Origin of the sequence: Sphingomonas sp. Leaf257 (assembly GCF_001422185.1) — a bacterium.
Lineage (GTDB): Bacteria > Pseudomonadota > Alphaproteobacteria > Sphingomonadales > Sphingomonadaceae > Sphingomonas > Sphingomonas yabuuchiae.
In genome coordinates, this window is sequence record NZ_LMMH01000037.1 from 86,470 (window position 1) to 111,416 (window position 24,947).

Annotated in this window: 19 protein-coding genes and 1 tRNA gene; 11 read left to right on the top strand and 9 right to left on the bottom strand. The window is 67.3% G+C overall.

The annotated features are described in order from the left end of the window. Positions 1-4: 4 nt before the first annotated feature. Positions 5-673 carry a protein-L-isoaspartate O-methyltransferase family protein gene (locus tag ASF14_RS20260; RefSeq protein ID WP_156361341.1) on the bottom strand — a complete coding sequence of 223 codons (669 nt, stop codon included), beginning with the start codon at positions 671-673 and terminating at the stop codon, positions 5-7. Positions 674-856: 183 nt separating this feature from the next. On the opposite strand from ASF14_RS20260, the gene ASF14_RS20265 reads away from it, so the two are divergent. From ASF14_RS20265 to ASF14_RS20290, 6 genes are all read left to right on the top strand, one after another. Next, positions 857-1,108: a hypothetical protein gene (locus ASF14_RS20265; RefSeq protein ID WP_156361342.1), complete on the top strand. Its 252-nt coding sequence runs from the start codon at positions 857-859 to the stop codon at positions 1,106-1,108. A gap of 107 nt (positions 1,109-1,215) precedes the next feature. Continuing rightward, a tRNA-Cys gene (locus ASF14_RS20270) sits at positions 1,216-1,289 on the top strand. A gap of 159 nt (positions 1,290-1,448) precedes the next feature. Further along, on the top strand, positions 1,449-3,335 hold the full coding sequence (locus ASF14_RS20275) for a M61 family metallopeptidase (RefSeq protein ID WP_056439691.1): 1,887 nt from the start codon (positions 1,449-1,451) through the stop codon (positions 3,333-3,335). A 132-nt stretch (positions 3,336-3,467) separates the two neighbouring features. Next, a complete protein-coding gene (locus ASF14_RS20280) occupies positions 3,468-4,028 on the top strand; it encodes a PAS domain-containing protein (protein WP_236697170.1) in 561 nt (186 codons plus the stop codon). After that, the gene (locus ASF14_RS20285; RefSeq protein WP_330218806.1) at positions 4,025-7,486 is read left to right on the top strand and encodes a CheR family methyltransferase; all 3,462 of its coding nucleotides are present in this window, start codon (positions 4,025-4,027) and stop codon (positions 7,484-7,486) included. The genes ASF14_RS20280 and ASF14_RS20285 overlap by 4 nt, the downstream gene beginning before the upstream one ends. Next, complete coding sequence (locus tag ASF14_RS20290) at positions 7,479-7,865, top strand: response regulator (protein WP_056439694.1); 387 nt, start codon at positions 7,479-7,481, stop codon at positions 7,863-7,865. The genes ASF14_RS20285 and ASF14_RS20290 overlap by 8 nt, the downstream gene beginning before the upstream one ends. A gap of 169 nt (positions 7,866-8,034) precedes the next feature. Here the strand turns inward: ASF14_RS20290 and ASF14_RS20295 are convergent, their stop codons facing one another. The 5 genes from ASF14_RS20295 to ASF14_RS20315 are packed head-to-tail and all read right to left on the bottom strand — an operon-like array spanning position 8,035 to position 14,450. Next, positions 8,035-9,288, bottom strand: a complete 1,254-nt coding sequence (locus ASF14_RS20295; RefSeq protein WP_236697171.1) for a TolC family outer membrane protein — start codon at positions 9,286-9,288, stop codon at positions 8,035-8,037. Positions 9,289-9,301: 13 nt separating this feature from the next. Next, positions 9,302-11,731 (bottom strand): ABC transporter permease, encoded by a 2,430-nt coding sequence (locus tag ASF14_RS20300; RefSeq protein ID WP_056439699.1) that lies wholly within the window; start codon positions 11,729-11,731, stop codon positions 9,302-9,304. A gap of 25 nt (positions 11,732-11,756) precedes the next feature. Continuing rightward, positions 11,757-12,515 (bottom strand): GIN domain-containing protein, encoded by a 759-nt coding sequence (locus ASF14_RS20305; RefSeq protein ID WP_056439702.1) that lies wholly within the window; start codon positions 12,513-12,515, stop codon positions 11,757-11,759. A 12-nt stretch (positions 12,516-12,527) separates the two neighbouring features. Continuing rightward, on the bottom strand, positions 12,528-13,205 hold the full coding sequence (locus tag ASF14_RS20310) for an ABC transporter ATP-binding protein (protein ID WP_056439707.1): 678 nt from the start codon (positions 13,203-13,205) through the stop codon (positions 12,528-12,530). A gap of 12 nt (positions 13,206-13,217) precedes the next feature. Beyond that, positions 13,218-14,450, bottom strand: coding sequence for an efflux RND transporter periplasmic adaptor subunit (locus ASF14_RS20315; protein WP_056439710.1), 1,233 nt, complete (start codon positions 14,448-14,450; stop codon positions 13,218-13,220). A gap of 90 nt (positions 14,451-14,540) precedes the next feature. Between ASF14_RS20315 and ASF14_RS20320 the strand changes: the two genes are divergently transcribed. Beyond that, entirely contained in the window at positions 14,541-15,869 is a 1,329-nt protein-coding gene (locus ASF14_RS20320; RefSeq protein ID WP_082442391.1) for a sigma-54-dependent transcriptional regulator, read from the top strand. Then, the gene (locus ASF14_RS20325; RefSeq protein ID WP_082442392.1) at positions 15,859-17,040 is read left to right on the top strand and encodes a sensor histidine kinase; all 1,182 of its coding nucleotides are present in this window, start codon (positions 15,859-15,861) and stop codon (positions 17,038-17,040) included. Before ASF14_RS20320 ends, ASF14_RS20325 begins: the two co-directional genes overlap by 11 nt. A gap of 82 nt (positions 17,041-17,122) precedes the next feature. Here ASF14_RS20325 and tpiA read toward each other — a convergent pair whose 3' ends face one another. Continuing rightward, positions 17,123-17,848, bottom strand: coding sequence for a triose-phosphate isomerase (tpiA, locus tag ASF14_RS20330; protein ID WP_056439863.1), 726 nt, complete (start codon positions 17,846-17,848; stop codon positions 17,123-17,125). Positions 17,849-17,850: 2 nt separating this feature from the next. After that, on the bottom strand, positions 17,851-19,344 hold the full coding sequence (gene glpK / locus ASF14_RS20335) for a glycerol kinase GlpK (protein WP_056439711.1): 1,494 nt from the start codon (positions 19,342-19,344) through the stop codon (positions 17,851-17,853). 121 nt (positions 19,345-19,465) lie between these two features. Here glpK and ASF14_RS20340 point away from each other — a divergent pair, with 121 nt between their 5' ends. The 3 genes from ASF14_RS20340 (at position 19,466) to ASF14_RS20350 (ending at position 22,604) form a co-directional block, all read left to right on the top strand. Next, a complete protein-coding gene (locus tag ASF14_RS20340; protein WP_056439714.1) occupies positions 19,466-20,983 on the top strand; it encodes a glycerol-3-phosphate dehydrogenase in 1,518 nt (505 codons plus the stop codon). Continuing rightward, a complete protein-coding gene (locus ASF14_RS20345) occupies positions 20,980-21,789 on the top strand; it encodes a DeoR/GlpR family DNA-binding transcription regulator (protein WP_056439717.1) in 810 nt (269 codons plus the stop codon). Before ASF14_RS20340 ends, ASF14_RS20345 begins: the two co-directional genes overlap by 4 nt. 62 nt (positions 21,790-21,851) lie before the next feature. After that, positions 21,852-22,604, top strand: coding sequence for a FadR/GntR family transcriptional regulator (locus ASF14_RS20350; RefSeq protein WP_056439720.1), 753 nt, complete (start codon positions 21,852-21,854; stop codon positions 22,602-22,604). Between the two features lie 46 nt (positions 22,605-22,650). Here the strand turns inward: ASF14_RS20350 and ASF14_RS20355 are convergent, their stop codons facing one another. Continuing rightward, positions 22,651-24,921 carry a TonB-dependent receptor gene (locus ASF14_RS20355; RefSeq protein ID WP_236697172.1) on the bottom strand — a complete coding sequence of 757 codons (2,271 nt, stop codon included), beginning with the start codon at positions 24,919-24,921 and terminating at the stop codon, positions 22,651-22,653. Between the last annotated feature and the right edge of the window lie 26 nt (positions 24,922-24,947).

The following is a 24,947-nucleotide window of genomic DNA, read 5'->3' on the forward strand; positions in this document are numbered from 1 at the left end:
TCCCTCAGAATTGAAAGGCGCGAGGACGGGCAAAGCCCGGCAGGATGGTGCATTCGGCATCGGCAAAGGCGCGCACGCCGTGGCCGCCCTCGGTCCGGCGACCGCTGGCCAGACGCGTGACGCCGTTCTCGACCAGACCCGTGACGATCCGGCCGCCGATCTTGACCTGCTCGACCAGCGCGGTCGGCAGTTCCTCGACCGCACCGTCGATGACCAGCACGTCATAGGGCGCAGCGGCGGCGTGCCCCGCGTTGAGCGCACCCTGCACGACCTCGACCCTGGTCTCACTGGCCAGCGCGGTGCGCGCGGCCGCGACCAGATCGGCATTTTCCTCGACCGCGATCACCTGGGTCACGATCCCGGCGAGCAGCGCGGCGGTATAGCCGGTCGCGGCGCCGATCAGCAGGACACGGTCGCCCGCCTCCAGATACGCCTCGGTCAGCAGACGGCCGGTCGCCATCGGCAGGTTGACCGCGCGCCCCTGCCCCAGGTCGAGCGTCCCGTCGCGATACGCCACCGGGCGCAGCGCCTCGGGCACGAACGCCTCACGCGGCACGCGCGCCATGGCGGCGACGACCCGCTGGTCGCTGACCGCCGTGGTCCGCAGCTGGCTGGCCACCATCGCATGGCGCATCGCGTCGAAATTCGAGGAATCAAAGCTGGTTGTCATCATCGCCCTACCCTGTCGCACAGCCGTTTTAGTTGTGCAATACACTAAATTGGTTCCCGCCGCTTCTATCGCGTGGGGCGATTTCCGCCAAGCGGTTGAGCGGCGCGGGTCTCCGGTTTGGAAATATACGCCAAACAGCGCGCCTTGCGGATACAATATCGCGGGAGCCTATCTAGAAGGTCCGAGTTGTATCGCTGGATTAAACCAACCACCGGCATGGAGGATCACATGAAGCGGAGCTTGGGGCTTATCGGCGTGGGCGCCATCGGCTGCGCCGTTCTGGGTGGCTCCGTTGCTGCGGGCTATATGGAGAAGCGCTTCAAACCCCAGGCCAATACCGAACGGTCATTCGGTCAGGGCGCATCGCCCGCGCAGAATATGGAACGCCGACGTGGCCGGGCCGCGACGATCGCCGTGGCCGAAGCAGCCGTTCGATAACGTCCGCATCTCCGCTTCAGAAAATCTCACGACTTTTTCGATGCGACGACACTCCCCTGTTGACGCCGCGCGAAAAACCGCACACATGCCCGCCTCCCACGCATCGAGGCGCGATGGCGGAGTGGTGACGCAGAGGACTGCAAATCCTTGCACCCGGGTTCGATTCCCGGTCGCGCCTCCAGATTTTCCTGACATTTCGGATCACTGGACCAGCCCTGCGGGGCGGGCCGCACGGTGATTCGGCCGTCTCTCGGCGAACCAACCATGTTCCGGAAAAGCGGTGGACCCTGGGCCGCCTCCATGCCTAAGTCGCTGCCTTGGCGACACGAAGGGGAATGGCATGCGGTTTCTGGCGATGACGGCGGCGGTAGCGCTGGTCACCACGGCGATGCAGCCGGTCGCGGCGCAGACCGCTCCCAAACGTCAGGCCGCCCAGGCGCCGGTCGAATATGACATCGCCTTCCCCCGCGCCCAGCATCATGAGGCGCAGGTCAGTGTCACCTATCGCGGGCTGCCTTCCAAACCCGTCCGCTTCCAGATGGCCCGCTCCTCGCCCGGCCGCTATGCGCTGCACGAGTTCGCCAAGAACGTCTATTCGGTGTCCGCCGTCGACGGCGCGGGCAAGCCGCTGACCGTCGAGCGGACCGATCCCTATGGCTGGACCGTCGCTGGCCATGACGGCACGGTGACGGTGCGCTATACGCTGTTCGGTGACCGGGGCGACGGCACCTATGCGCAGATCGACCCGACCCATGCCCGGCTGAACATCCCCGCGACCTTCCTATGGGCGGTCGGGCAGGACGCACGGCCGATCCGTGTCCGCTTCCACCCGCAAGCCGGCTGGAAGATCGCCACGCAGCTCGCCCCGACGAACGACCCGACCGTCTTCACCGCGCGCGACCTGCAATATTTCATGGACAGCCCCGTCGAGCTGTCGGCCTGGGACGAGCGCCACTGGACCGTCGCGAACGGGGCAAAGACCTACACGATCCGCCTGACCGTCCATCATGACGGCAGTGCCGCCGATCTCGACCGCTTCGCCGCGATGGCCCAGAAGGTCACCGCGCAGCAGATCGCGATCTTCGGCGAGACGCCCGCCTATGATTACGGCACCTATACTTTCCTGGCCGATTACATGCCGCAGATCAGCGGCGACGGCATGGAGCATCGCAACTCGACGGTGATCAGCCAGGCGCGCTCGCTGGCGGCGGGCAAATTCTCGCAGATCCAGACGCTCAGCCACGAATTCTTCCACAGCTGGAATGTCGAGCGGATCCGCCCGGTCGAGCTGGAGCCGTTCGATTTCACCCGCGCCAATGCCACGCCCTCGCTTTGGCTGGCCGAGGGCTTCACCCAATATTACGGACCGCTCGCGGTGGTCCGCGCGGGCGAGATGCCGGTCGAGGATTATGTCGCCCAGCTGTCGGGCACGCTGAACGCGCTGATCCATTCCCCGGCGCGGCGTTATGGTGGACCGCAGGAAATGAGCCTGCGCGCGCCCTTCGTCGATGCGGCGCAGTCGATCGACCCGACCAACCCGAACATCTTCTTCTCCTATTATCCCTATGGCGCGGTCATCGCGTTGGCGCTGGACATGGAGTTGCGGCAGCGTTTCCCGCAGCTGACGCTGGACGATTACATGCGCCAGCTCTGGCGCAGCTTCGGCAAACCCGAGCGCAGCTATCGCCCCGACGATCTGCGCATCGCGCTGGGGCAGGTGACGGGCGATCAGGCTTTTGCCGACCGCTTCTTCGCACGCAGCATCACCGCCAGCGGCCTACCCGATTTCGCGCCGCTGCTGGCCCAGGCCGGGCTGACCCTGCGCAAGGCGAACCCGAATGCGGCCTGGGCTGGCGGGATGCCAGGTCCGCTCGACGGCGGTATGGCGCTTACCGCGCCGACCCTACCAGGCACACCGCTCTATGAGGCGGGGCTCGACAAGGGCGACCGGATCGTCAGCGTCGATGGCCGCCCGCTGGCCGACCAGCAGGCCTGGACCGCGATGCTGGCACGTCATGCGCCCGGCGACCGCCTGCCCATCGTCTATCGCCAGCGCGGCGGCGAGCGCAGCGCCACCCTGACGCTGGCCGCCGATCCGACCATCGAAGTGGTCCCGAACGAAAAGATCGGCCAGCCGCTGACGCCGGAGCAGACGCGCTTCCGCCAGTCCTGGCTGGGGCCGCGTCCCGTCCCGACGACCCTCTCACCTGTTCCGCCCTCGCAATGATTCTGAGGCGAGACGGGAACGCCACGGCGCCCTAAAGGGTTTATCCATGTGAAGATTTCGGGGGGCGCCGGACGTTACGGCACTTGCGGAGGGGAGGACGCCATGCGAATGCGCGTCATGGAGCCAGATTTCGTGCACGATACAGAAATTCCGAGTCATCTGGCCGCTTATCTGGACCAGTCCCCCATCGCTTTGGCTTTGGCCGATGCGCGCGATGACAATCCGCTGATTTTCATCAATCACGGCTTTCGCGAACTGACCGGCTATACCAGCGAAGATGTCGTCGGACAGAATTGCCGGATGCTCCAGCGCGATGCCGACAATGAAGAGGCCCGCGAGCGCATTCGCGAATTCCTGGCCAATGATCGTCAGGTGAACGTCCGCACCATGCTGATCAATTTCCGCAAGGACGGCTCGCCCTTCGTCAATCTGCTTTACATGTCGAAGCTGCGCCAACTGGGCGGTGAGATGCCCTATATCTTTGCGTCGCAATTCGACGTCAGCCGCTCCCAGCCCGAACGACTGGCCGCCTATGACGCGGAACTGGGCCGCACCCTGGGCAAGCTGACCCCGATCCTGGCGGAAAGCGGCATCGTGCTGGAGGGGTTGCTGACCGCGATCGCCAACACCGCCGCCACCATCGCCCAGGCCAAGCTCACCTTGTCGGACCTCGACCGGGCCGCCTTTCCGTGAGCGCGGACGCAGAGGCTCCGCAGACCGCCCCCCATCAGGATAGCACCGCGAAAGACGGGATCGCCCCGGTGCCCGTGGTTGGTATCGGCGCGTCGGCGGGCGGGCTGGAGGCCCTGCGCGAGATGCTGACCCCGGCACGCGCGCCGACCGGCATGGCGTTCGTCGTCGTCCAGCATCTCGACCCCAATCACGAATCCATGCTGGCCCAGCTGCTCGACCGGCATACCAATCTGGAAGTGCGCCAGTGCGAGGGGCTGGAGCGGATCGAGGCCGACCGCGTCTATATCATCCCGCCCGGCCGGGGCCTGGCCATTCGCGGCGGCGTGTTGGAGCTGACCGACTTCATCCAGCCGCGGGGGCTCCGTCGTCCGATCGACGACTTCTTCCTGTCGCTGGCCAGCGACCAGCAGGCCAATGCCGCCTGTGTCATCCTGTCGGGCACGGGCGCGGACGGCACCACGGGGCTGCGCGCGATCAAGGAAAATGGCGGGGTCAGCGTCGTCCAGAAGCCGGAAAGCGCCCGTTATGACGGGATGCCCCTGTCGGCGGTCGGCACCGGGCTGGTCGATTTCGTCAAGCATCCCGGCGAGATCCTCGACTGCCTCCACGCCTTCTTCGCGCGCCGCTCGGGCGATCCCAAGGAGCAGGAAGCCGAGGTCGTCGCCGACCATATCGACGATATGTGCCGGGTGCTGCGCAACGCGGTCGGCCACGACTTTTCGGGCTATAAGCGCACGACGCTGGTCCGCCGGGTCGAGCGGCGGATGCATGTGCTCGGTATCGGCACCGGCTCGGCCTATCTGGCGCGGGTCAAGAGCGATGCGGACGAGTGCGAGGCGCTGTTCCGCGACCTGCTGATCAACGTCACCCGTTTCTTCCGCGATGCCGAACTGTTCGAGACGCTGCGCACCAAGGCGGTCGAGCCGCTGACGCGCGGGCGCGATCCGGACGAGGATATCCGTGTCTGGATCCCCGGCTGCTCCAGCGGCGAGGAAGCGTACAGCATCGCGATGCTGTTCGCCGAGGCGGCGCGCGAAACCGGACAGCCGCTGGCGGTGCAGATCTTCGCGACCGACATCGACGAACAGATGCTCCAGATCGCGCGCGAGGGCAGCTATCCCGCCTCCGCCATGGCCGACATTCCGGCCCATTTGCGCGAACGCTATACCATGCCGCACGCCGAGCGATTCAGCATCGCCGCGCCGATCCGCGACATGATCCGCTTTTCCAACCACAGCCTGGTCAAGGATCCGCCCTTCTCGCGGATCGACCTGGTGTCGTGCCGCAACCTGCTGATCTATTTCGACGACCGGTTGCAGCAATCGGTGCTGCCGCTGCTCCATTATGCGCTACGGCCCGGCGGCTGTCTCTTCTTGGGTCCGTCCGAAAGCGTCGGGCGGTTCGATCACCTGTTCCCCGCGATAGACGGCCATGCCCGGCTGTTCGAGCGGTCGCCCGGCTCCCCCTCCTACCCCATCGACCTGCCCGGCGGCATGAGCCGCAGCCCGCGTCGGCGCGGCGAGCGGGGCGAACGCGACGGGGGTACGCCCAGCGGCGACGAGAGCACGGCGATGCGCCGCATCGTCGACCGCTATTCCCCGCCCAGCATGGTGGTGGACCAGGACGGCGGCATCCTCGCCGCGTTCGGTCGGCTGAGCCGTTACTTCAACTTCCCCGTCACCCGCGCGGGCGGATCGAGCGCGATCACGCTCGCCCGCCCCGGCCTGCGCGAGGTGATCGGCCCGATGCTCCGCCAGGCCCGCGACGCGCGCAAGCGGATCGCGGCGCGCGACGTGGCGGTGACGACCGAGTTCGGCGTGCAGAAGGTCGAGGTGATCTGCGACCCCCTGACCGACGGATCGCTGCTGTTCCTGTTCCGCGACTCCGCGCCGTTCAGCCCGGTCGAGGCGAGCGACCTCGCCGATCTGGAGCCGGGCGACGACCATATCGAGGCGCTGGAGGACGAACTGCGCCTGACCCGCCACCGGCTGCGCTCGACGGTCGAGGAGCTGGAGACGGCGAATGAGGAGCTGAAAAGCTCCAACGAAGAAATGATGTCGATGAACGAGGAGCTTCAATCGACCAACGAGGAATTGTCGACCGTCAATGACGAGCTGAAGACCAAGGTCGACCAGCTGACCGTCGCCAATTCCGACCTGCGCAATTTCTTCGAATCGACCGACCTCGCGGTGGTCGTGCTCGACCGCAACCTGCGGATCCGCAGCTATACCGAGGCGGCACGGGCCATCTTCCCGTTGCAGCCCAGCGACCGGGGGCGGTTGCTGGCCGATGTCTCGACCCGGCTGGCGACCACCGACTATCTCGACGGCGCGGCGCAGGTCGCGGGCGGCGGCGCCTCGATGCAGCAGCGGGTGACGACGCGCGACGGCGGGCGCACCCTGTCGCTGCGCGTTTTGCCCTATCGTACACAGGGCGACGGGATCGACGGCGCGACGTTGGTCCTGACCGACATCACCGACGCACTGAGCCTGGAGCGTGAGCTGGCCGCCGAGCGCGAGCGGCTGGACCTGGCCATCAAGGCAGGCGGCATCGGTGTGTGGGAATATCGCGGCGGCACCGGCGAGATCTTTCTGGACGAAACCGGCCGCCACCTGTTCGGCTTCGACCCCCAGGACAGCGCGGACCAGGTGCATCAGGTCTTCGACCGGATCGTCCCCGAGGACCGGCCCGGCGTCGAGCTGGCGCTGGCCGAGGCGATGGCCGGGCGCGGCGATTTCGAAATGACGTTCCGGCTCGACCTGAACGGCAAGGAACGCTGGATCAAGGGCTTCGGCCGGGTCGTGACCTCGTCGGCGCCGCACCGGATGGTCGGCGTGTCGATCGACGTCACCGCCGAATATGCCATCGCCGAAACGCGCGAGCTGATGTTGCGCGAGATGAACCACCGGGTGAAGAACCTGTTCGCGATCATCTCCGGCATCGTCTCGGCGGCGTCGCGCTCGCATGACGACGTGACCGAGATGGCCGACGATGTGCGCGAGCGGATCGCGACCCTGGGGCGCGCCCATTCGCTCGCCTCGCCCGCGGGGGAGCAGCAGGCGATCCCACTGGCCGCGCTGGTTGACGCGACGATCGCCCCCTATCGCGGTCAGTCGACCATCACTATCGACGGACCGCCGCTGCTGGTCGACCGCCGCTGCCTGTCCCCGCTGGCGCTGATCCTGCACGAATGGGCGACCAACTCCGTCAAGTACGGCGCGCTGGCCCAGCCTTCGGGCGAATTGTCGGTCGGCTGGACGCTGGCGGACGGCAAGTTGCGGCTCGACTGGTCCGAGACCGGCGGCCAGGTGCCCGACGATAGCAATGCCAAGGGCTTCGGCACGGTGCTTGTCCAGACTTCTTCACGCCAATTGGGGGCGGAGCTGGAGCGCAAAAGCCTCGATGGGCGTTTCCTCCTCAGCCTCACCTTGCCGGAGACGGTACTCTCGCATGACTAAAACCATTTTGCTGGTCGAGGACGAGTTCTTCGTCGCGCTGGATCTTCAGTCCATCATCGAGGATGGCGGCTATCAGGTGGACGGCCCCTATGTCAGCGTCGAAGACGTGCTGGCGCATCTGGACGGCGACAAGCCCGAACTGGCCTGCGCGATCCTGGACGTGCGGCTGCGCGACGGCGAAGTCTTCCCAGCGGCCGAGCGCCTGCACGAGGCGGGTGTGCCGCTGATCTTTCATTCGGGCCATGCCGACGAACATGCGCTGCAATCGCGCTATCCGGGCGCGGCGGTGTGCGGCAAGCCGTGTTCGCCGTCCCTGCTTCGGCGGACCCTGTCGATGGCGGTGTCGGGACCGGCCGAAGGGGACCGGGCGGCGGGTTAGATGGGGGCGTGAGGCTCGGTGAGACACCTTGCCCTCCCCCAACCCCTCCCGCTTGCGGGAGGGGAGTTATTGGTTCCGAGCGTTGGCCCATAAACCTCTCCCCTCCCGCAAGCGGGAGGGGTTGGGGGAGGGCAAGGTGTCTCACCGAGACCGACCCTCTCCACCCCCCTCAATCAAACGCCCCTCGTCCCATCCGCCCCGTCGCGCGCAAAAGCGCCGCCTGCGCCGTCAGCACATCGACCTGCGCCCGCGCCACCGCCAGCTGCGCCGCGCGATAGCTCTGGTCGGCCACCAATATGTCGATCGTCGAGCGCAATCCGAAGCCATATTCGGCCCGCACGCCCTTCAGCGCCAGATCGGCCGCCTTCAGCCCCTCCGCACTCGCGGTCAGCCGTCCTTGCGCGGCGGTGAGCGAGGCCCAGGCCGAGTCGGCCGCCCGCACCACGCCCCGCGCCACGGCATCCGCATCGAAGCGCTCCGCCCGCCGCACCGCCTCCGCCTGCCGCACGCGTGAGGAAACGAGGCCGCCGGTCAGCAACGGAATACGCAGCGCCAGTCCGGCATTGGCGGCACTGTCGAAGCCGTTCGTCTGCCCTCCCGCCCATTGCACGCCGCGCCCATAGCCCCCGGCCAGATCGACCGCCGGAGCGCCATCGGCGCGTGCCTGATCGATGCGCGCAGCGGCGGCATCCACCCGCCGCTGCTGGGCGAGGAGCAGCGGGTTGCCCGCCTCCGCCGCCGCCCGTGCATCGGCCAGTGTGCGCGGCAGGGCGGCGGGGGTCGCGATCGTCGCGTCCAGCATCCCTGCGTCACGCCCCACGATCGCGCGGTACGCCGCCGCCGCCGTCGCCGCCGCGCCCTCGGCATCGACCAGATTGGAGACGACGCTGGCCCGCTGCGCCTCCACTTGCGCGACATCGGTCCGCGTCGCCTGTCCCAGGCCGTAGCGGGACTTGGCCTCGGCCACCTGGCTGTCGAGCCGCTCGATCCCGACCCGCGCGACCTCGACCGCCTGCTGGGTATAGAGCAGATCGGCATAGGCGCCGACGACCCGCTCCAGCACATTGGCTTCGGTATCGCGCAGGGCTTCGCCCCCCGCCGCGACATCGCCCTTCGCCGCTCGTACTGCCGAGGGCACCCGCCCGCCGGTCCAGATCGGCAAGGTCGCGTTGACACCGCCCAGCGCCGAGGTCGCCCCCGTCCGCGTGCCGGTGCCGTCATAGCCCAGCCGGTCGTAGCCCGCATTGCCCGTCGCCCCTGCCGTCAGCCGCCCGGCGGCGCGGGCCTGATTGGGGGTTTCCGCCAGCGCATCCTGCCGGGCGCGTGCAGCGGCGAGTTCGGGATTGCCCTCCCACGCCGCCGCCATCGCCTCCCGCAGCGTCTCGGCCGAGACGGGAGCGGCGGCGACCAGAGCCACCCCCATCAGCCACCACCGCCTAGTCATGGCGCAATGCCCAGGCGGGTGCGGCGCGGCTGGCCTTGAGCGACTGGCCCAGCACGGTCAGCACCGCAATGGTCAGCGCCAGCGCCGTGGCGGCCACGAAATAGAGCGGGGACAGGGACACGCGGTCGTCGAACCCCGCCAGCCACGTCCGCATCGCGACATAGGCCAGCGGCCAGGCCACCAGATTGGCGATCAGCACCGGCCGCAGGAACTGCCCGACCAGCAGCTTGACGATATCGGTGGCCGACGCGCCCAGCGTCTTGCGAATCCCGATCTCCTTCACCCGCCGCTGCGTATTGAACGAGGCCAGACCCCAGAGCCCGACGCAGCCGATCAGGACCGCGAGCCCCGCACCTATGCCGAAGAGACGAGTCGCGCGGTCGTCGGCTTCGTAAAACTCCTCCAGCTCGGTGTCGGCGGTCTTTCCGTTGAAGGGGACGTTGGGCACCATCTGCTGCCACAAATTGCGTACCGCCGCCATCATCGCGCGGGGATCGCCCTGGAAGCGGATCGAAGCCACCGCACCGGCTATCGAATTTTCCGGCTTGGCGTCATACACATAATAGGTCGCGTCATTAGGTACGCGCGGCGAGAAGAAACGCATATCGTCGATCACGCCGATGATCGTGCGCGGTCGGTCCCCACCCACCGTCTTGCCCACGGCTTCCTGTGCGGTGCGGAAGCGCAGGGTCGGAAGCGCCCGACGATTGATGATGATCGCCCTGGGCTGACCCTTCTCAACAGTCTGAGAGTCATCGCCACGATGCGCGTCGTCGAAGAAGCGTCCCGCCAACAACCGGGTCCCATAAACCTTGAAGAAGTCCGGCCCCACCTCGATCCGGCGAAGCGACGGGCCCTCCCCCGGCACGCCGGGCAGGGGAACATTGTCGGCATTGTTGTCTCCGCCGCCGCCCACGCCGCTATCGGCCATGGCGACGGACGACACTTTCGGAAGCCGTCGCATGGCCTCCATCACGGCGCGACGACGTGGTGCATCGACGAGGGAGTCGCTGATCGACGTGACGGTCAGCAATCCATCACGGCGAAAACCCAGATCGGTCGAACGAAGATGTCGGGTTTGCGCGACCAGAATCAGCGTCCCGATCATGAACGCGATCGCTAAACCGAACTGAAAGATGACCAGCGCCTCACGGATACGGGCCCCCGCACGGCCGCCACCCGGTGCCCGAGCCGAGGCCAGGACGCTCGCAGCCGGGAAACGCGACAGGAGAACCGCGGGATAGGCGCCCGCGAGCAAGCCGACCATCACGGTCAGCACCGCCAACGCCGGAAGGATGACGATATAGGGAATGGTGAGGTCCAGTCCCCCCGCCGCGTTGATCATCGGGAGGCCAAGTTCGGCCAGTATCAATCCCCCCAACGCAGCGATCGCGACGGTTAGGATCGCTTCGCCCAGAAATTGCGAAACCAAGGCCGATCGACTGGCCCCAAGCACCTTGCGCATCGCCACTTCTCGGGCCCGCAGGCCCGACCGCGCAGTCGCGAGATTCACATAGTTCACGATGGCGATGATCAGCGTCAGGATACCCACCAGACCCAGCGTCACCACGGTCAGCTTGCGGCTGGCACTTTCCTTACCTTGCGGTTCCAGATGCATCCTGGTGATAGGCATGACAGTGATGCCCAGCGACTTGGACGCATCCTTGCCCATGTCGGTCAGCGCACGGCGATCGACGAAAGACGGCATCTTGGCGACAAACGCCCGCGCCGCCTCGGGCGTGTCGAATTTCAGGAAAGTCTGCAGCGATGAGCTGCCCCAATGATACCACCATTTCTTGCTCGAAGCCGGCGGCGTGCGGGGAAGCGGCAGTAGGATCGCGAATTCATTGATCTCGGTATTCTTGGGCAGATCCTTGAAGACACCCGCGACCCGATACGTGCCGATATCGTCGGTCGCCAGCTTGATCGTCTGGCCGACCGGGTTGGACGATCCAAAATATTTACGCGCGGTCGTTTCGTTCAGAAACGCGTTGGTCGGGGTGTTCAGGCCGTCGCTGCTGCCGCTGACCAGGGGCAGGCCGATGATGCAGAAGAAATTGGCATCGACTTGGACGATATTCTCGGCCGTTGCGACCTGTCCCTTGATGACACTGCCACCCGCGCCGCGAATTCGCGTGCCCTGGACGCCGGGAAAGTCGTCGCGCAGTTGTTCGAGTAGGCCGCCCATCGTCCAGTTGCTGGCACCGTTGAAGGGGCTTTCCGGCATGTTCCAGACCGACTGGGCGACATAGATCTTATCATATCCCGGCAGCCATTTCTCATACCCCGTCTCGAATCGGACATAGAGGCTGAGGACCAGGAAGACGGCGATGCCGACCGCCAGGCCGCCGATGTTGAGCGCGGCGTAAAGCTTGTGGCGCACAAGCGAGCGGTAGAGCGAGAGAAGCGCGAAGCGGTTCATGGTTGCATGCCCCCGGACAAGACGGTCATCGACCGCAGGCGATGCGGGCGAGCCCGCTCTTGGCGACGGTGCAGCGGGGATTTCCCTCGACGCTGACATTCGCCATGCCGCTGGCGCTCACATTCGCCTGTTCGGCGGCCCCGGCGCGAACATGGGCCGTGCCGCTGGCACCGATCGTGACCTGGGGTGCGGACAGGGCGCGTCCATTCACCGCGCTGGCGCCGCTGCTGTCGATGGTCAGTTGCCGCGCATTGCCGTCCGCGCGAAGGACGCTCGCCCCCGACGTGGCCAGCTTCGCACGTTCGGTGCGCAGGCTCCGTACCGTCAACTCGCTCGCCCCCGACAGGCCGAAACTCGCCACGCCGCTGTGCAGCGCCGACAGCCGAAGGACGCTGGCGCCGCTGGTATCCGCCGCGAAAGCCGGTGTCTCGATGGCGGGCAGGTTCATCTCCACCGCGCCGCTGAGCTTGACCGCCTTGATCGCGGGCAGTGTGACGGCGATCGCGACGCGGCGATCATGGCCGTTGCAGCTATTGTCCTTGCGGCGGATGCGCAGTGCGCCGCCGCTGGTGTCGATGCGCAGCGTGTCGATATTGGCCGCCCGCCCCCTCGCCGACACGGCATAGCCGGAGCCCAGCGAGACGGTCACGATATCGCACCCGCCGACATCGATCCGGTCGAAGCCGCGAAGGTCGTAGCCGCGCGTCGTCTGCACGCTTTCCTGTGCGGGCGCGGCAGCGGCGGCGAGCGAGAACAGGGCGATGGCGGGGATCATCTTCTTCATCGGAATGTCCTTTCAGATCGCGCGCATGGCGCTGGCAACGATGCGACCGTCGAGCATGTCGATGCGGCGCTTGGCGAGGTCGGCATGGCTGGGCGAGTGGGTCACCATCACGATGGTCGCACCCGCATCGTTCAGCCCGGTCAGGATGTTCATCACCTGCTCGCCATTGGCGGTGTCGAGGTTACCGGTCGGCTCGTCGGCCAGGATCAGCTTGGGATCGCCGACGATGGCGCGGGCGATGGCGGCGCGCTGCTGCTGGCCGCCCGACAGCTGATGCGGGAAGTGGCGCGCGCGGTGGGCGATGCCGACCTTGTCCATCGCGGCGGCCACCCGCCCCCGGCGATCCCCCACGTCGCCGCGATAGGCGAGGCCCAGCGCGACATTCTCCTCGATGGTCAGCTCGTCGATCAGGTTGAAGCTCTGGAAGACGAAGCCCAAAGTCTCGGCGCGAAACCTGGCCAGCTGCTTCTCGTCCATCGCCGCCAAGTCGCGATCGCCGAACATGTAGCGCCCGCCCGTCGGCCGATCGACCGTGCCCAGCGTGTTGAGCAGCGTCGACTTGCCGCAGCCCGAAGGCCCCATGATGGCCAGGAACTCGCCCGCCGCGACATGCAGGTCGATATCGTGCAGCGCGGTCGTCTCCACCTCGTCGGAGACGTAGCGGCGCTGAATGCCTTCCAGTCGGATCATCGATCTTCCCCCTTATCGGATGTTCAGGATGTCGCCCTTCACGGACGCGGTGTTGCTGATGACGATGCGCTCGCCGGGATTGAGGCCGGAGAGGATCTCCACCTGTTCGGGATTGCGGCGGCCGATGCGGACGGCGCGGCGGCGGGCATGGGCACCGTCGGGATCGAGCACGAAGGCGGAAGCCCCTCCCGCCTCCAGCCAGCCGCCGACCGGCGCCACCACCGCGCGGCTCGCCGCCCCCAGCGTGATACGGATGTCGACCGTCTGCCCGCGATTGAGCCCGGCCGGTGCCTTGTCGAAGGTGAGTTCCACCTGGAACCGCCCGTCCTTCACCGCCGGAAGCACCTTGGACACGGTCAGCCTGGCGCCGTCCGAGCCGGTCGCCGTCTGGCCCGGCGCGACGCGGCCGAGATAATATTCGTCGACCTGCGCGACCAGCTTCCACGAGCCCTCGCTATCGACCTGCCCCGCCGGATCGCCGGGCTTCAGCGTCTGGCCCGGCTGGATGATGAAGTTGGTCAGCCGCCCACCGGCAGGCGCACGGATGGTCAGTGCCTCCAGTCCCGCGCGCACCGCCGACAGATTGCCCGACAGCCTTACTTGCGTGTCGTTCAGCCGCGCGGACTGGGTGGCGGTGATCCGCGCCTCGGTAGCGCGGCCTGACCTTAGCTGGGCAAGGCGCTTTTCCTGATAGGCGGCCTCCTCCTCGAAGCTCTTCACGCCCGCGTCCGACAGAAAGCCCTGATCATGCAACTGGCGGCGGATGCCCAGGTCGCGGCGCGCCTTGATGAGGTCATATTCGGCCTGCGCCACCTGCCCGGCCCGGTCGAGCTTGTTACGCTCGATCCCCAGCCCCTCGCTCGCCACGCCGCCCAGCTGGCTGGCGATCTGTGCTTCGCGGGTCAGCACGTCGAGCTTCAGCTGCGGATTGGCGAGCGTGGCCAGCGGCTGTCCCGCGCTGACCATCTGCCCGTCCTGGGCCAGCAGCTTTTCCACCTGCCCGCCCGACAGCACGCCGACCAAAGTGGTGATGCGCGGCGTGACGGTGGCACGGACGGGCAGATAATCGTCGAATGCGGCGCGGGTGACCTCGCCCGTTTCGATGTTGGCGGCGGCGATATCGGTCGATCCGGCGGCGGGCAACAGCCGCCAGACCAGCACCGCGCCGATCGCCAGCAAGACGGCGATCACCACCGGGCGGCGACGCCACCAGGGCACGGTTTTGCGCGCGATTACGCGGTCCATTCCCGCCCCCGGTGAAGCGCTTGCGTGTACGGGCTGTTCGGTCATCATGGATGGAGTGTCACCCCGAATGGGCAAAAAACCTAAACCCCTATGAATACGCCATTTTCATCCACCCCGGCCGAATCCGACCGTTCGTGTCCGGACGCACCGTCCGGAAATGGACGGTCTGGGGATGCGTCAAGCCCGCCATCCACTGCCCTGGCGATCCTCCTGATCGACGACAATCCGCGTATCGCCGAATCGCTGGCCATCGCGATCGATCTGGCGGGGCATAGGCTGGACATGGCGCAGGGGCCGGAGGACGGCTTTTCGCTTCTGGCGGCCCGGCGCTACGACGCGATCCTGCTCGACCTGAACTATGCCGCAGGGCGGACCGACGGGGCGGAGGGGCTGGCGATGCTCGAACGGCTGCTCGCCGATGATCCGGGTGCGTGCATCATCGTCATCACCGCGCATAGCGGCATCCGGCTGGCCGTCACGGCGATGCAGGCGGGCGCGCGTGACTTCGTGATGAAGCCGTGGCGCAATGCCGAGTTGATCGCCAAGATCGAACTGGCTGCGCGCCGCCGCGCCGCGCCGCGCGATCATGTCATGACCGAGGGCACCGCCGAACCCGCCCGCCTGCTGGGCGACAGCTCCGCCATCGCGCGTGTCCGCGACCTGATCCGCCGTGTCGGCCCGACCATGGCGGGGGTCGTCGTGACCGGGCCATCGGGCGCGGGGCGCGGCCTGATCGCCGCCGCGCTCCATGCCGCCTCCCATGCGGCCGGGCGGCCGATGCAGCGGATCGACGTGCGCGATCCGCTGGCCTGGGCGCGACTGGACGGCGCCGAAGGGGGGACGAGCTGGCTGCTCCGCCATCCCGACAGGCTGGACGACGTGACACAGGCCCGACTGCTCGACCGGTTGCGGTCGGGGGATCGCCATATCGCCATCGCCGACGATCCTCGCGCGATCACACCCGCGCTCGCGCGGCAGATCGCGGCCGTGGAGATCGCAGCACCCTCGCTGGCCGAACGACAGGACGATGTGCCGCTGCTCGCCCGCCATTTCGCGCGGATCGCGGCCGAGCGGCACGGCCTGCCCGCGCCCCGCTTCACTCCCGCCGCCGAGGCATTGCTGGCGACGGCGCACTGGCCCGACGAGGCACGCGGCCTTGCCGCCGCGATCGAGCGGGCGCTGTTGCTGGGCGAACAGGGCGTGATCGAGGCCGCGCTGCTCGCCCCGCCGGTCGCCCACAATGCGGCTCCGGCCCCTGCCTCGACATCGTCCCGCGCCAGCTTCGATCTGGACGAAAGCGAACGCGTGATGATCGAGGCGGCGCTGGTCGAGCATCACCACAATGTCACCCAGGCGGCGCAGGCGCTGGGGCTCAGTCGCGGGGCGCTGTATCGGCGGATGGCGCGCCATGGGCTTTGACCTGTCGCGGCGACGCGCGGTCGCGGCGGGGCTGTCCGGGCTGGCGCTGACCGTCCTTGGTGCGGCGATGCTGTTGGCGTGGCAGCAGGGAATGCTGGGGTCGATCCTGGGTGCGGGGCTGTGCGTCGCCTGGCTGATCGGAACCGGCTGCTGGACGGCGGCGCGGGCGGGGAGCGGGCGTCGCGATCATGAGATGATGCGCCCGGCCCCGGATGGCCCGCCGCTGGATGCGCTGTTCGACCAGATCCCGCTGCCACTGCTCCGCGTCGATGCCGGGCGGGCGCAGGCGATCAACCGGGCCAGCCGCCGCCTGTTCGCCACCGACGACCGGGTCATCCCGACCCCGCCCGCACTGCTCGACACCGGGCAGACGCAGCTGCGCCATGAAGGCAGGAGCTGGCGGATCGAGCGGGTGGCAGGCACCGGCCGTGCGCTGGTGATGCTGGTCGATATCGAGGCCGAACGCCGCGCGGCCGAGGCTCATGCCGATAACGAGATGATCGATATTCTCGGCCACGAACTGCTGAACGGCCTGTCACCGATCGTCTCGCTGGCCGACAGCGCGCAGGTGGCGGCGGAACGGGGCGATGCGCGGCTACCCGGGATATTGGCGACGCTGACCCGGCGGATCGAGGGGCTTGAGCGCTTCACACGGGCGTATCGGATGCTGGCCAGGCTACCCGATCCGGTGCGGGCCACGGTCGATATGGGGGAACTGGTCGGTGATCTGTCCCGCCTGTTCGCCGAGCGTTTCGGCGACCGGGTGACGCTGTCGGTCGACATGCCCGAGGCCGCGACCGGCTGGTGCGACCGCGACCAGATGACGCAAGGGCTATGGGCACTGCTCCACAATGCGGCCGAAGCCGCCCTGGCCGGGACGGTCGCCCCGGCGGTGACACTCGCCGTCGTCGGGCAGGCGGACCGGCTGGTGATGCGCGTGTCGGACAGCGGCCAAGGCGTCCCCGCGCCGGAGCGGGCACGGATCTTCCGCCCGTTCCACACCACCAAGCCGGAGGGCTCGGGCATCGGCCTGACGCTGGCCCGCCGGATCGCGCAGGGACATGGGGGTGATTTGAACCTGCTGCCGGTGGCGGTGACGACGTTCGAATGGGTGGTGCCGGACGACCCACTTTCCTCTCCTGCAAGGGGAGGTGGCGGCGCGCAGCGCTGACGGAGGGGTGTCGCGCTATCGAGAGGGGGGATACTCCTCCACCAGCTTCGCTGGTACCCCTCCCCTTGCAGGGGGGGGAAGTTTAGCGTGTTGCCGCGTCCATCAGTTCCAGGATCGCCGTGAACGCCTCGGCATCCAAGCTCTGGCGACCCACCAGAAAGCCGTCGATCCCGCCCTCCTCGAACAGTGCCGCACCGTTGTCGGGCGTCACCGAACCACCGTACAAAACGCGTATGCCCGAAACCGTGTCGCGGATCAGCCCGGCCATCGCCGCAACCTCCGACGGATCGGGCGTACGGTCGCCACCGATCGCCCAGACGGGTTCATAGGCGATGGCGATCCCCTGCCCGTCCATCCCGGCGAGCGAACGGGCCAGTTGCTCCCGAACCACCTGCGCCGAGCGACCGGCGGCATGATCCTCCGCCGTCTCGCCGACGCATAGCACGACCTCCAGACCCGCCGCCCGCGCCGCCCGCAGCTTGGCGGCGATCAGCGCATCGTCCTCATGATGATCGTGCCGCCGCTCGCTATGACCCAGCAGGACCAGCGACGCGCCCGCCTCGCGCAGCATCGAGGCGGAAATGTCGCCGGTATGCGCGCCGTTCGGCTCGGCATGGCAGTCCTGCCCCCCGATGGCGAGGCCCCCAGAGACGCCACGCGCCCGGTCGATCAGCGTGGCGGGGACGCACAGCGCGACATCGACCGCCGGATGCCGCCGCGCCGCCTCACCGATCGCGACGATGACGGCCAAGTCGCCGCCATCGCCATGCATCTTCCAATTGCCGACCAGCAGCGGCCGCTTCGCCATCGTCACGCGCCCGGCTTCGCCAGCGTCCGCGCCACCGCGTCGCGCCACCCGGCGACCAGCGGCGCGCGGGCCTCCTCGGTCATGGAGGGCTCGAAACATTCTTCCCGCGACCAGAGCGCCTCCAGCGCATCGAGGCCCGACCACACCCCGGTCGCCAGCCCGGCATGAAAGGCCGCCCCGCGCGCCGTCGTCTCCAGATCCGCAGGCCGTTCGACCGGCGTACGGATCATGTTGGCGAGGAAGCGGCACAACCAGTCATTTGCCGCCATGCCGCCATCGACGCGCAAAATGGCGGGGCCTTCGCCCGCATCGGCCTTCATCGCCTCGGCTAGATCCATCGTCTGATAGGCGACCGACTCCAGCGCCGCGCGCGCCAGATGCGCCGCACTTGCCCCCAAAGTGAGGCCATAAATCGCGCCGCGCGCATCCGGCTCCCAATAGGGCGCGCCCATGCCGACAAAGGCGGGGACCATATAGACGCCGTGACTGTCGGGTACTTGCGTCGCGAGGTCGTCGGTCTGGCTGGCATGGGTGATGACGCCCAGGCCGTCACGCAGCCACTTCACCGCCGCCCCCGCCACGAAGATCGATCCCTCCAGCGCATAGGTCGTCCTGCCGTTCAGCCGATAGGCGGGCGTGGTCAGCAGCCGGTGCTTAGACGCGACCGCCGTCTCGCCGGTGTTGAGCAGCATGAAGCAGCCGGTGCCATAGGTCGACTTGGCCATGCCGTGACGGAAACAGGCCTGGCCGAACAAAGCCGCCTGCTGGTCCCCCGCCATCCCTGCGATCGGGATCGCCGCGCCGAGCAGATCGGGCGCGGTGGTGCCGAAGACATGCGCATTGTCATGCACCTCCGGCAGCATCGCCATCGGCACCCGCAGCAACCGGCAAAGCTCCTCGTCCCAGACCCCGCGATGGATGTCGAACAGCATCGTGCGGCTGGCATTGGTGATATCGGTCGCGTGCACCGCCCCGCCGGTCAGTCGCCAGAGCAGGAAGCTGTCGATCGTGCCGAAGGCCAGTTCACCGCGTTCGGCCCGCCCCCGCGCGCCATCGACATGATCGAGCAGCCAGGCGAGCTTGGTCGCCGAGAAATAGGGATCGATCAGCAAACCCGTCCGCTCACGCACCAGATCCTCGGCACCTTCCGCCTTCAGCGTCTGGCACAGATCGGTGCCGCGCCGGTCCTGCCAGACGATGGCGCGGTGGATCGGCTCGCCCGTGGCGCGGTCCCAGACGACCGCCGTCTCGCGCTGGTTGGTGATGCCGATCGCGGCGATCTGCGCCGGAGCGACGCCGCTCTCCGCGATCGCCTTGCGCGCGGTGGCCAGCGCGTCGCGCCAGATATCCTCCGGATCATGCTCGACCCAGCCCAGCGCGGGGTAATGCTGCGCGAACTCGGCCTGTGCGATGGCGACCCGCCGGGCCTGTCCATCGAACACGATGCTGCGCGTCGAGGTCGTCCCCTGATCGATCACCAGAATGTGCGACGCCATCGCTCACCCCTCTCCCTGTTTTCGTTTCGAAACGTCACACGCTTTCATATGAACGTCAATACTTTCGTTTTGTGCTGACATGGTATAGCAAGGGGGGCGCTCAAGAACAGGGACAAGCGGCATGACGGACCACGCGATGGAGAGGATCGACCTGCTGATCGTCGGCGGCGGGATCAACGGCGCAGGCATCGCGCGCGATGCCGCCGGGCGCGGCCTGTCGGTGCTGCTGGTCGAGCAGGACGATCTGGCGAGTCACACCTCCTCGGCCTCGACCAAGCTGATCCATGGCGGCTTGCGCTATCTGGAATATGGCGAGTTCCGGCTGGTGCGAGAGGCGCTGATCGAGCGAGAGCGGCTGCTGGGCATGGCCCCGCACATCATCTGGCCGCTGTCCTTCGTCCTGCCGCAGACCCAGTCGCCGCGCCCCGCCTGGATGGTGCGGCTGGGCCTGTTTCTCTACGATCATCTGGGCGGTCGTGAGAAGCTGCCCGGCACGCGCACCGTCGCGCTGGAACGCTCGGCGCTGGGCGACGGGCTTTCGCCGCGAAAGGGCAAGGCTTTCGTATATTCGGACTGCTGGGTCGAGGACAGCCGCCTGGTCGTGCTCAACGCGATGGACGCCGCCGAGCGGGGCGCGACGATCGCGACCCGCACCCAGCTGGTCGATGCCCGGCGTGAGGGCGACGGCTGGGTCGCGACGATCCGGACGGTGGGCGAGGCGGCGGCTGAAACCCGCACCGTCCGCGCCCGCGCGCTGGTCAATGCGGCGGGCCCCTGGGTCGCCGACGTCATCGGCCGCACCCATGGCGCACGTGCCGATCGCGGCGTCCGGCTGGTCAAGGGCAGCCATATCATCGTGCCGCGCCTCTATGAGGGCGACCATGCCTTCATGCTCCAGAATGACGACCGGCGGATCGTCTTTGCCATTCCCTATGAGGGCAAGTTCACGCTGGTCGGCACCACCGACGAACCCTGGACCGACGCGCCCGCCAAGGCGCAGATCGGCGCGGCGGAAACCACCTATCTGCTCGACACGGTGAACCGCTATTTCGCACGGAAGACCGGGCAGGCCGATATCGTGTGGAGCTATGCCGGTATCCGCCCGCTCTATGACGATCATTCGGCCAATGCGTCGGCGGTGACGCGCGATTATGTGCTCGACCTCGACACCGGGGCGGAGGGCGAAAGCCGGGCGCCGATGCTCAATATCTTCGGCGGCAAGATCACCACCTATCGCAAGCTCGCCGAGCACGCGATGCGCGAACTGGCGCGTTTCTTCCCCGCTGCCGGGGGGGCATGGACGGCCGGGGCGGTGCTGCCCGGTGGGGATATTGCGGACGCGGATTTCGATGGTTTCCTGCGCAATCTGACCGCCCGGCATCCCGACCTGCCCCCCGCCCTTTTGCGCCGTCTGGCCCGCGCCTATGGCACGCGCGTCGAGGCGGTGCTTGGCCAAGGCGATCTCGGCCCCGATCTGGGTGGTGGGCTGCACACCGCCGAGGTCGATTATCTGGTGAAGACCGAATGGGCGCGTACGGTGGAGGACATCCTTTATCGCCGTAGCAAGCTGGGCCTGCACGTGCCCCCCGAGACGCCCGAGCGGCTGGCCGCCTATCTGGCCGGGCAGGGCATCGCGTGAAGCCCCCCGCCCCCGGATCGGCGGAGATCGTCGCAAGCCGCCATGCCGCGATCCTCGACGTCGCGCGCCGGACGGGTAGCGTCAGCGTGGACGAACTCGCCGAAAAGCTGGGCGTGACGCCGCAGACCATCCGCAAGGACCTCAACATCCTGGCGGGCCAGTCGATGCTGGCGCGGGTTCATGGCGGCGCTGTCGTGACCTCGGGCACCGACAATCTCGCCTATGCCGAGCGGCGCAGCGTCGCCGCCCCCGCCAAGGCCGCGATCGGTGCCGCCGCCGCCGCGCTCGTCCCGAACGGGGCCAGCCTGTTCATCAATATCGGCTCCACCACCGAGGCGATCGCCAGGGCACTGGTCGATCACCGCGACCTGATGGTCATCACCAACAATCTGAACGTCGTCGACATATTGGGTGGCCGCCCCTCGATCGAGGTCATCGCCGCCGGGGGACGGGTCCGCGCCAGCGACCGGGCGGTGGTGGGCGCATTGGCCATGGACTTCATCCGGGGTTTCAAGGTCGACATGGCGCTGATCGGCGCGTCGGCGATCGACCCCGACGGCAGCTTCCTCGACTTCGACGTGGACGAGGTACGGGTGTCGCAGACGATCATCGCCCAGGCGCGACAGGTGCTGCTGGCCATTGACGGCTCGAAGCTGGAGCGCGCCGCGCCGGTGCGGGTCGGCGACATGGCCGATGTCAATTTCCTCGTCACCGACATGGCGGATGCCCGGCTGGCGGAGGCCGCGCGTACCGCCGGGACGGTCGTCGTCGAAACCGAGCGCAATGGAATGTCGCAATTGGCCTGACAGACATTGGTCTGACACTGGCGCTTGACCAGCATCCCGCCTCGGCCCCTATAAGGGTCGTGATGGACAACAATACGACCCAGGACCGGCTCTACCGGGAACTCGCCCGCACGCTGATCACCGAGTTGCAGGAGGGCCGCTACCCGATCGGTACGCGCATGCCCGCCGAACGCGAGCTGGCGACGCGGTTCGACGTCAGCCGTCCGGTCATCCGCGAGGCGCTGATCGCACTGGAAGTCCAGGGTTTCATCGAGGTGCGGATCGGGTCGGGCGCGCATGTCGTGGCGCTGCCGGGCCAGGGCGAGACGCCCGATTTCGGCGTGTCCGCGATGGAAGTGGCCGAGGCGCGTCTGTTGTTCGAGCCGGAAGCGGCGGCGCTGGCGGCGTCGCAGATCACTGACAGCGAACTCGATGAGCTGGCGACCTTGGTTGATGCGATCGAGGAGGAGAACAACACGGTCGGCGGCGCATTCCATGCCGACCGCGCCTTCCACACGCTGATCGCCCGGTCGACGCGCAACAGCGCGATCCTGGAGACGATCGACCGGCTGTGGGAGCAGCGACTGCGTTCGGCCGAAAGCGTGCTGCTCGACGCCAAGGTCCGCGAGATCGATGTGCGCCCGATCGTCGAGCATCATGCCGCGATCCTAGAGGCATTGCGCTCGCGCGATGCGGTGGCGGCACGGGTCGCGATGCAGCGGCATTTGACGGCGGCGCTCGAGGGTCTGCTGATCGCCAGCGAAGCCCGCGCGGTGGCCGAGGTGCGTCAGGCCCTGGCGGCGAAGCGCGACCGGACGGCGCATCTGAAGATTTGACGTCTAAGTGAGCCCCTCCCCTGAAGGGGAGGGGTAAATGATGAAATCAGAAATTCACGCCGAACCGCACGCCCGCATAGCGGCGGAAGTCGCGCGGCAGCACGGCCTGGGTCGCCATGCGGCCGCTGAAATTGCCCGCCGTGTTGACCAGCGACGCATAATATTGCTGATCGAACAGGTTGTTGACGAACGCCGTCACGTCCCAGCGTTTGTCATGCGAGCGCACGCCCAGCCGCAGGTCGAAGATCGCGAAGCCCGGCTGGAAGGTCTGGGGATCGGCCGCGACATAATAGAGGCTCGACTGATACTCCCCGGCGACCTGCGCGAAGCCGTCCAGCGTGTCGGTCAGCGGCGGCGTATAGTCGACCGACCAATTGCCCTTCCACACCGGGGCCTGCGGCGCGCGCACGCCGGTCAGGTCGCGACGGGCGGGCGATCCGCTGCACCCCTGCACCGCCGTCTGCATCGGATAGCATTGCGCCGAGGGGAAGGAGGTATACTTCGCATCCAGATAGGTGATCGCCCCGCGCAGCGCGATGTCGCGGCCCAAGCGCGCCGCCGTATCGATCTCGATCCCGCGCGTCTTGAACTTGCCGACATTGGTCAGGCGGAAATTGCTGGTGCCGTCCGCCAGCGTCTCGATCGTCTGCGCCTGGAGATCGGTATAGTCGGTGTCGAACAGCGTCGCGTTCAGCGTCAGGTGCCGGTCGAAGAACTGCGTACGAATGCCCAGTTCTTTGTCGCGCGACCGCTCCGGCTTGACCGGCCCCGCTGCCGCCCGGTTCCGGTTGAACCCGGTCGTCAGATCATAGGTCTGGCCCTTATAGCCGGTCGAATAGCTGGCGAAGGTCATGACATCGGGCGTCGCCTGATAGGTCAGGCCCAGATGATAGGTGGCGGCGGTATCGTCGGCATTCCCGGCATAGCTGGTCCGCGCCAGATTGTCGGCGAAGGTATATTTGACGCGCTCGTTCTGGATACGACCGCCGACGGTGCCGGTCAATTTCGACACGAATTCCCAGTCGATCTGGCCGAAGGCGGCGACCTGTCGCGATCCGGTGGTGGCATACCAGTTGGCGAGCGAGAAGGCCGGGCCGCGCTGGAACGGGCGATCGAAGCCGGTATTGGCGTAATAGACACCCAGCGCATAACGGAACGCGTCCTCGCCCGGCGACAGCAGGCGAAGCTCCTGCGTGAACATCCGCGACTTGAAGGCGCCGACCTGGATATTGCTGCCGATCGCCGTCGGGGACGCGGTGTCGTCCTGGTCGAGATAATCGTCCAGGCGGAAGCGGTCATAAGAGGTCAGCGACAGGATGTTCATCCGGCCGATATTGGCTTCGCTCCGCAGCAGCGCGCCGCCGCCCGAGAATTTGTTGTGCGACCAGTAATTGTTGCTGACATTCTGATTGTCCGGGCCGGGCGTCACGCCGGGGAAGACGACCGACGGAGTCTGTCCCGCAACGCCGCGCAGCAGCGCGTCCGGTGCGACCGCCACGAAGGGGCGCGCGATGGTGGCGTTGCCGTCGACATAATTGCCCGACAGGGTGAAGGTGACGTCGGGCGACGCCTTCCAGCGCAGCTTGCCGCGCGTATTGAAGGTCTCGCGACCATTGGTCCGCTTGCCGTTGAAGACGTTGCGGACATTGCCATCCCAATTGGAATAGCCGGTCGACAGGACATAGCCGAGCGTATCGCTGATCGGCCCGGTCACGCTGACATTGGTGCCATATTCGTGATCGCCGGTGACGGTGGCGTTGGCGCGGACATGGAAATCGTCGGTCGGCTGCACCGTCATGATCTTGACCAGACCGGCTGAGGCCGCCTTGCCGTACAGCGTGCTCTGCGGCCCGCGCAGCACCTCGATCTGGGCGATGTCGGGCAGGTCGGTATAGACCCGCGCCATGAAGGGCAGCGCGGCGCCGTCGACGGTGATCGCAACGGCGGTTTCGACACCGATGCCGAAGGCCAGCGTGCCGACACCCCGGAGCGAGACGGTGCCGTTGACCGGCTGTTCGGCGGGACGGATCACCAGCGAGGGACTGACCTTGCCCAGTTCCTGGAAGTGGCGCACGCCGTGCGCGTCCAGTTCGGCGGGGGAGATGACCTGGACGGCCAGCGGCACGTTCTGGATATTCTCGAAACGCTTCTGCGCCGTCGTGGTGACGACGATACCGTCCTTCTTGGTGGTGCCCTTCGTCTCGGCCGGATGGGCCGCTTGGGTGGGTGCGGACGGCGAGGTTTCCGCCCGAGCCTGCGTTACCGACAGCGCACACAGAGCCACGCCGCACAATAGGCGCGGAACACATATGTTCATTCTTGATCCCCTCCTTGTATGAAAAG

What these genes read in the sequence shown, in the direction of transcription:
- ASF14_RS20275 (WP_056439691.1), top strand. Translation starts at nt 1,449, where the DNA reads ATGCGGTTTCTGGCGATGACGGCGGCGGTAGCGCTGGTCACCACGGCG.
- ASF14_RS20325 (WP_082442392.1), top strand. Translation starts at nt 15,859, where the DNA reads ATGGGCTTTGACCTGTCGCGGCGACGCGCGGTCGCGGCGGGGCTGTCC.
- ASF14_RS20305 (WP_056439702.1), bottom strand. Translation starts at nt 12,515, where the DNA reads ATGAAGAAGATGATCCCCGCCATCGCCCTGTTCTCGCTCGCCGCCGCT.
- ASF14_RS20355 (WP_236697172.1), bottom strand. Translation starts at nt 24,921, where the DNA reads ATGAACATATGTGTTCCGCGCCTATTGTGCGGCGTGGCTCTGTGTGCG.
- tpiA (WP_056439863.1), bottom strand. Translation starts at nt 17,848, where the DNA reads ATGGCGAAGCGGCCGCTGCTGGTCGGCAATTGGAAGATGCATGGCGAT.
- glpK (WP_056439711.1), bottom strand. Translation starts at nt 19,344, where the DNA reads ATGGCGTCGCACATTCTGGTGATCGATCAGGGGACGACCTCGACGCGC.
- ASF14_RS20290 (WP_056439694.1), top strand. Translation starts at nt 7,479, where the DNA reads ATGACTAAAACCATTTTGCTGGTCGAGGACGAGTTCTTCGTCGCGCTG.
- ASF14_RS20315 (WP_056439710.1), bottom strand. Translation starts at nt 14,450, where the DNA reads ATGGACCGCGTAATCGCGCGCAAAACCGTGCCCTGGTGGCGTCGCCGC.
- ASF14_RS20320 (WP_082442391.1), top strand. Translation starts at nt 14,541, where the DNA reads ATGAATACGCCATTTTCATCCACCCCGGCCGAATCCGACCGTTCGTGT.
- ASF14_RS20260 (WP_156361341.1), bottom strand. Translation starts at nt 673, where the DNA reads ATGATGACAACCAGCTTTGATTCCTCGAATTTCGACGCGATGCGCCAT.
- ASF14_RS20310 (WP_056439707.1), bottom strand. Translation starts at nt 13,205, where the DNA reads ATGATCCGACTGGAAGGCATTCAGCGCCGCTACGTCTCCGACGAGGTG.
- ASF14_RS20350 (WP_056439720.1), top strand. Translation starts at nt 21,852, where the DNA reads ATGGACAACAATACGACCCAGGACCGGCTCTACCGGGAACTCGCCCGC.
- ASF14_RS20300 (WP_056439699.1), bottom strand. Translation starts at nt 11,731, where the DNA reads ATGAACCGCTTCGCGCTTCTCTCGCTCTACCGCTCGCTTGTGCGCCAC.
- ASF14_RS20340 (WP_056439714.1), top strand. Translation starts at nt 19,466, where the DNA reads ATGACGGACCACGCGATGGAGAGGATCGACCTGCTGATCGTCGGCGGC.
- ASF14_RS20295 (WP_236697171.1), bottom strand. Translation starts at nt 9,288, where the DNA reads ATGGGGGTGGCTCTGGTCGCCGCCGCTCCCGTCTCGGCCGAGACGCTG.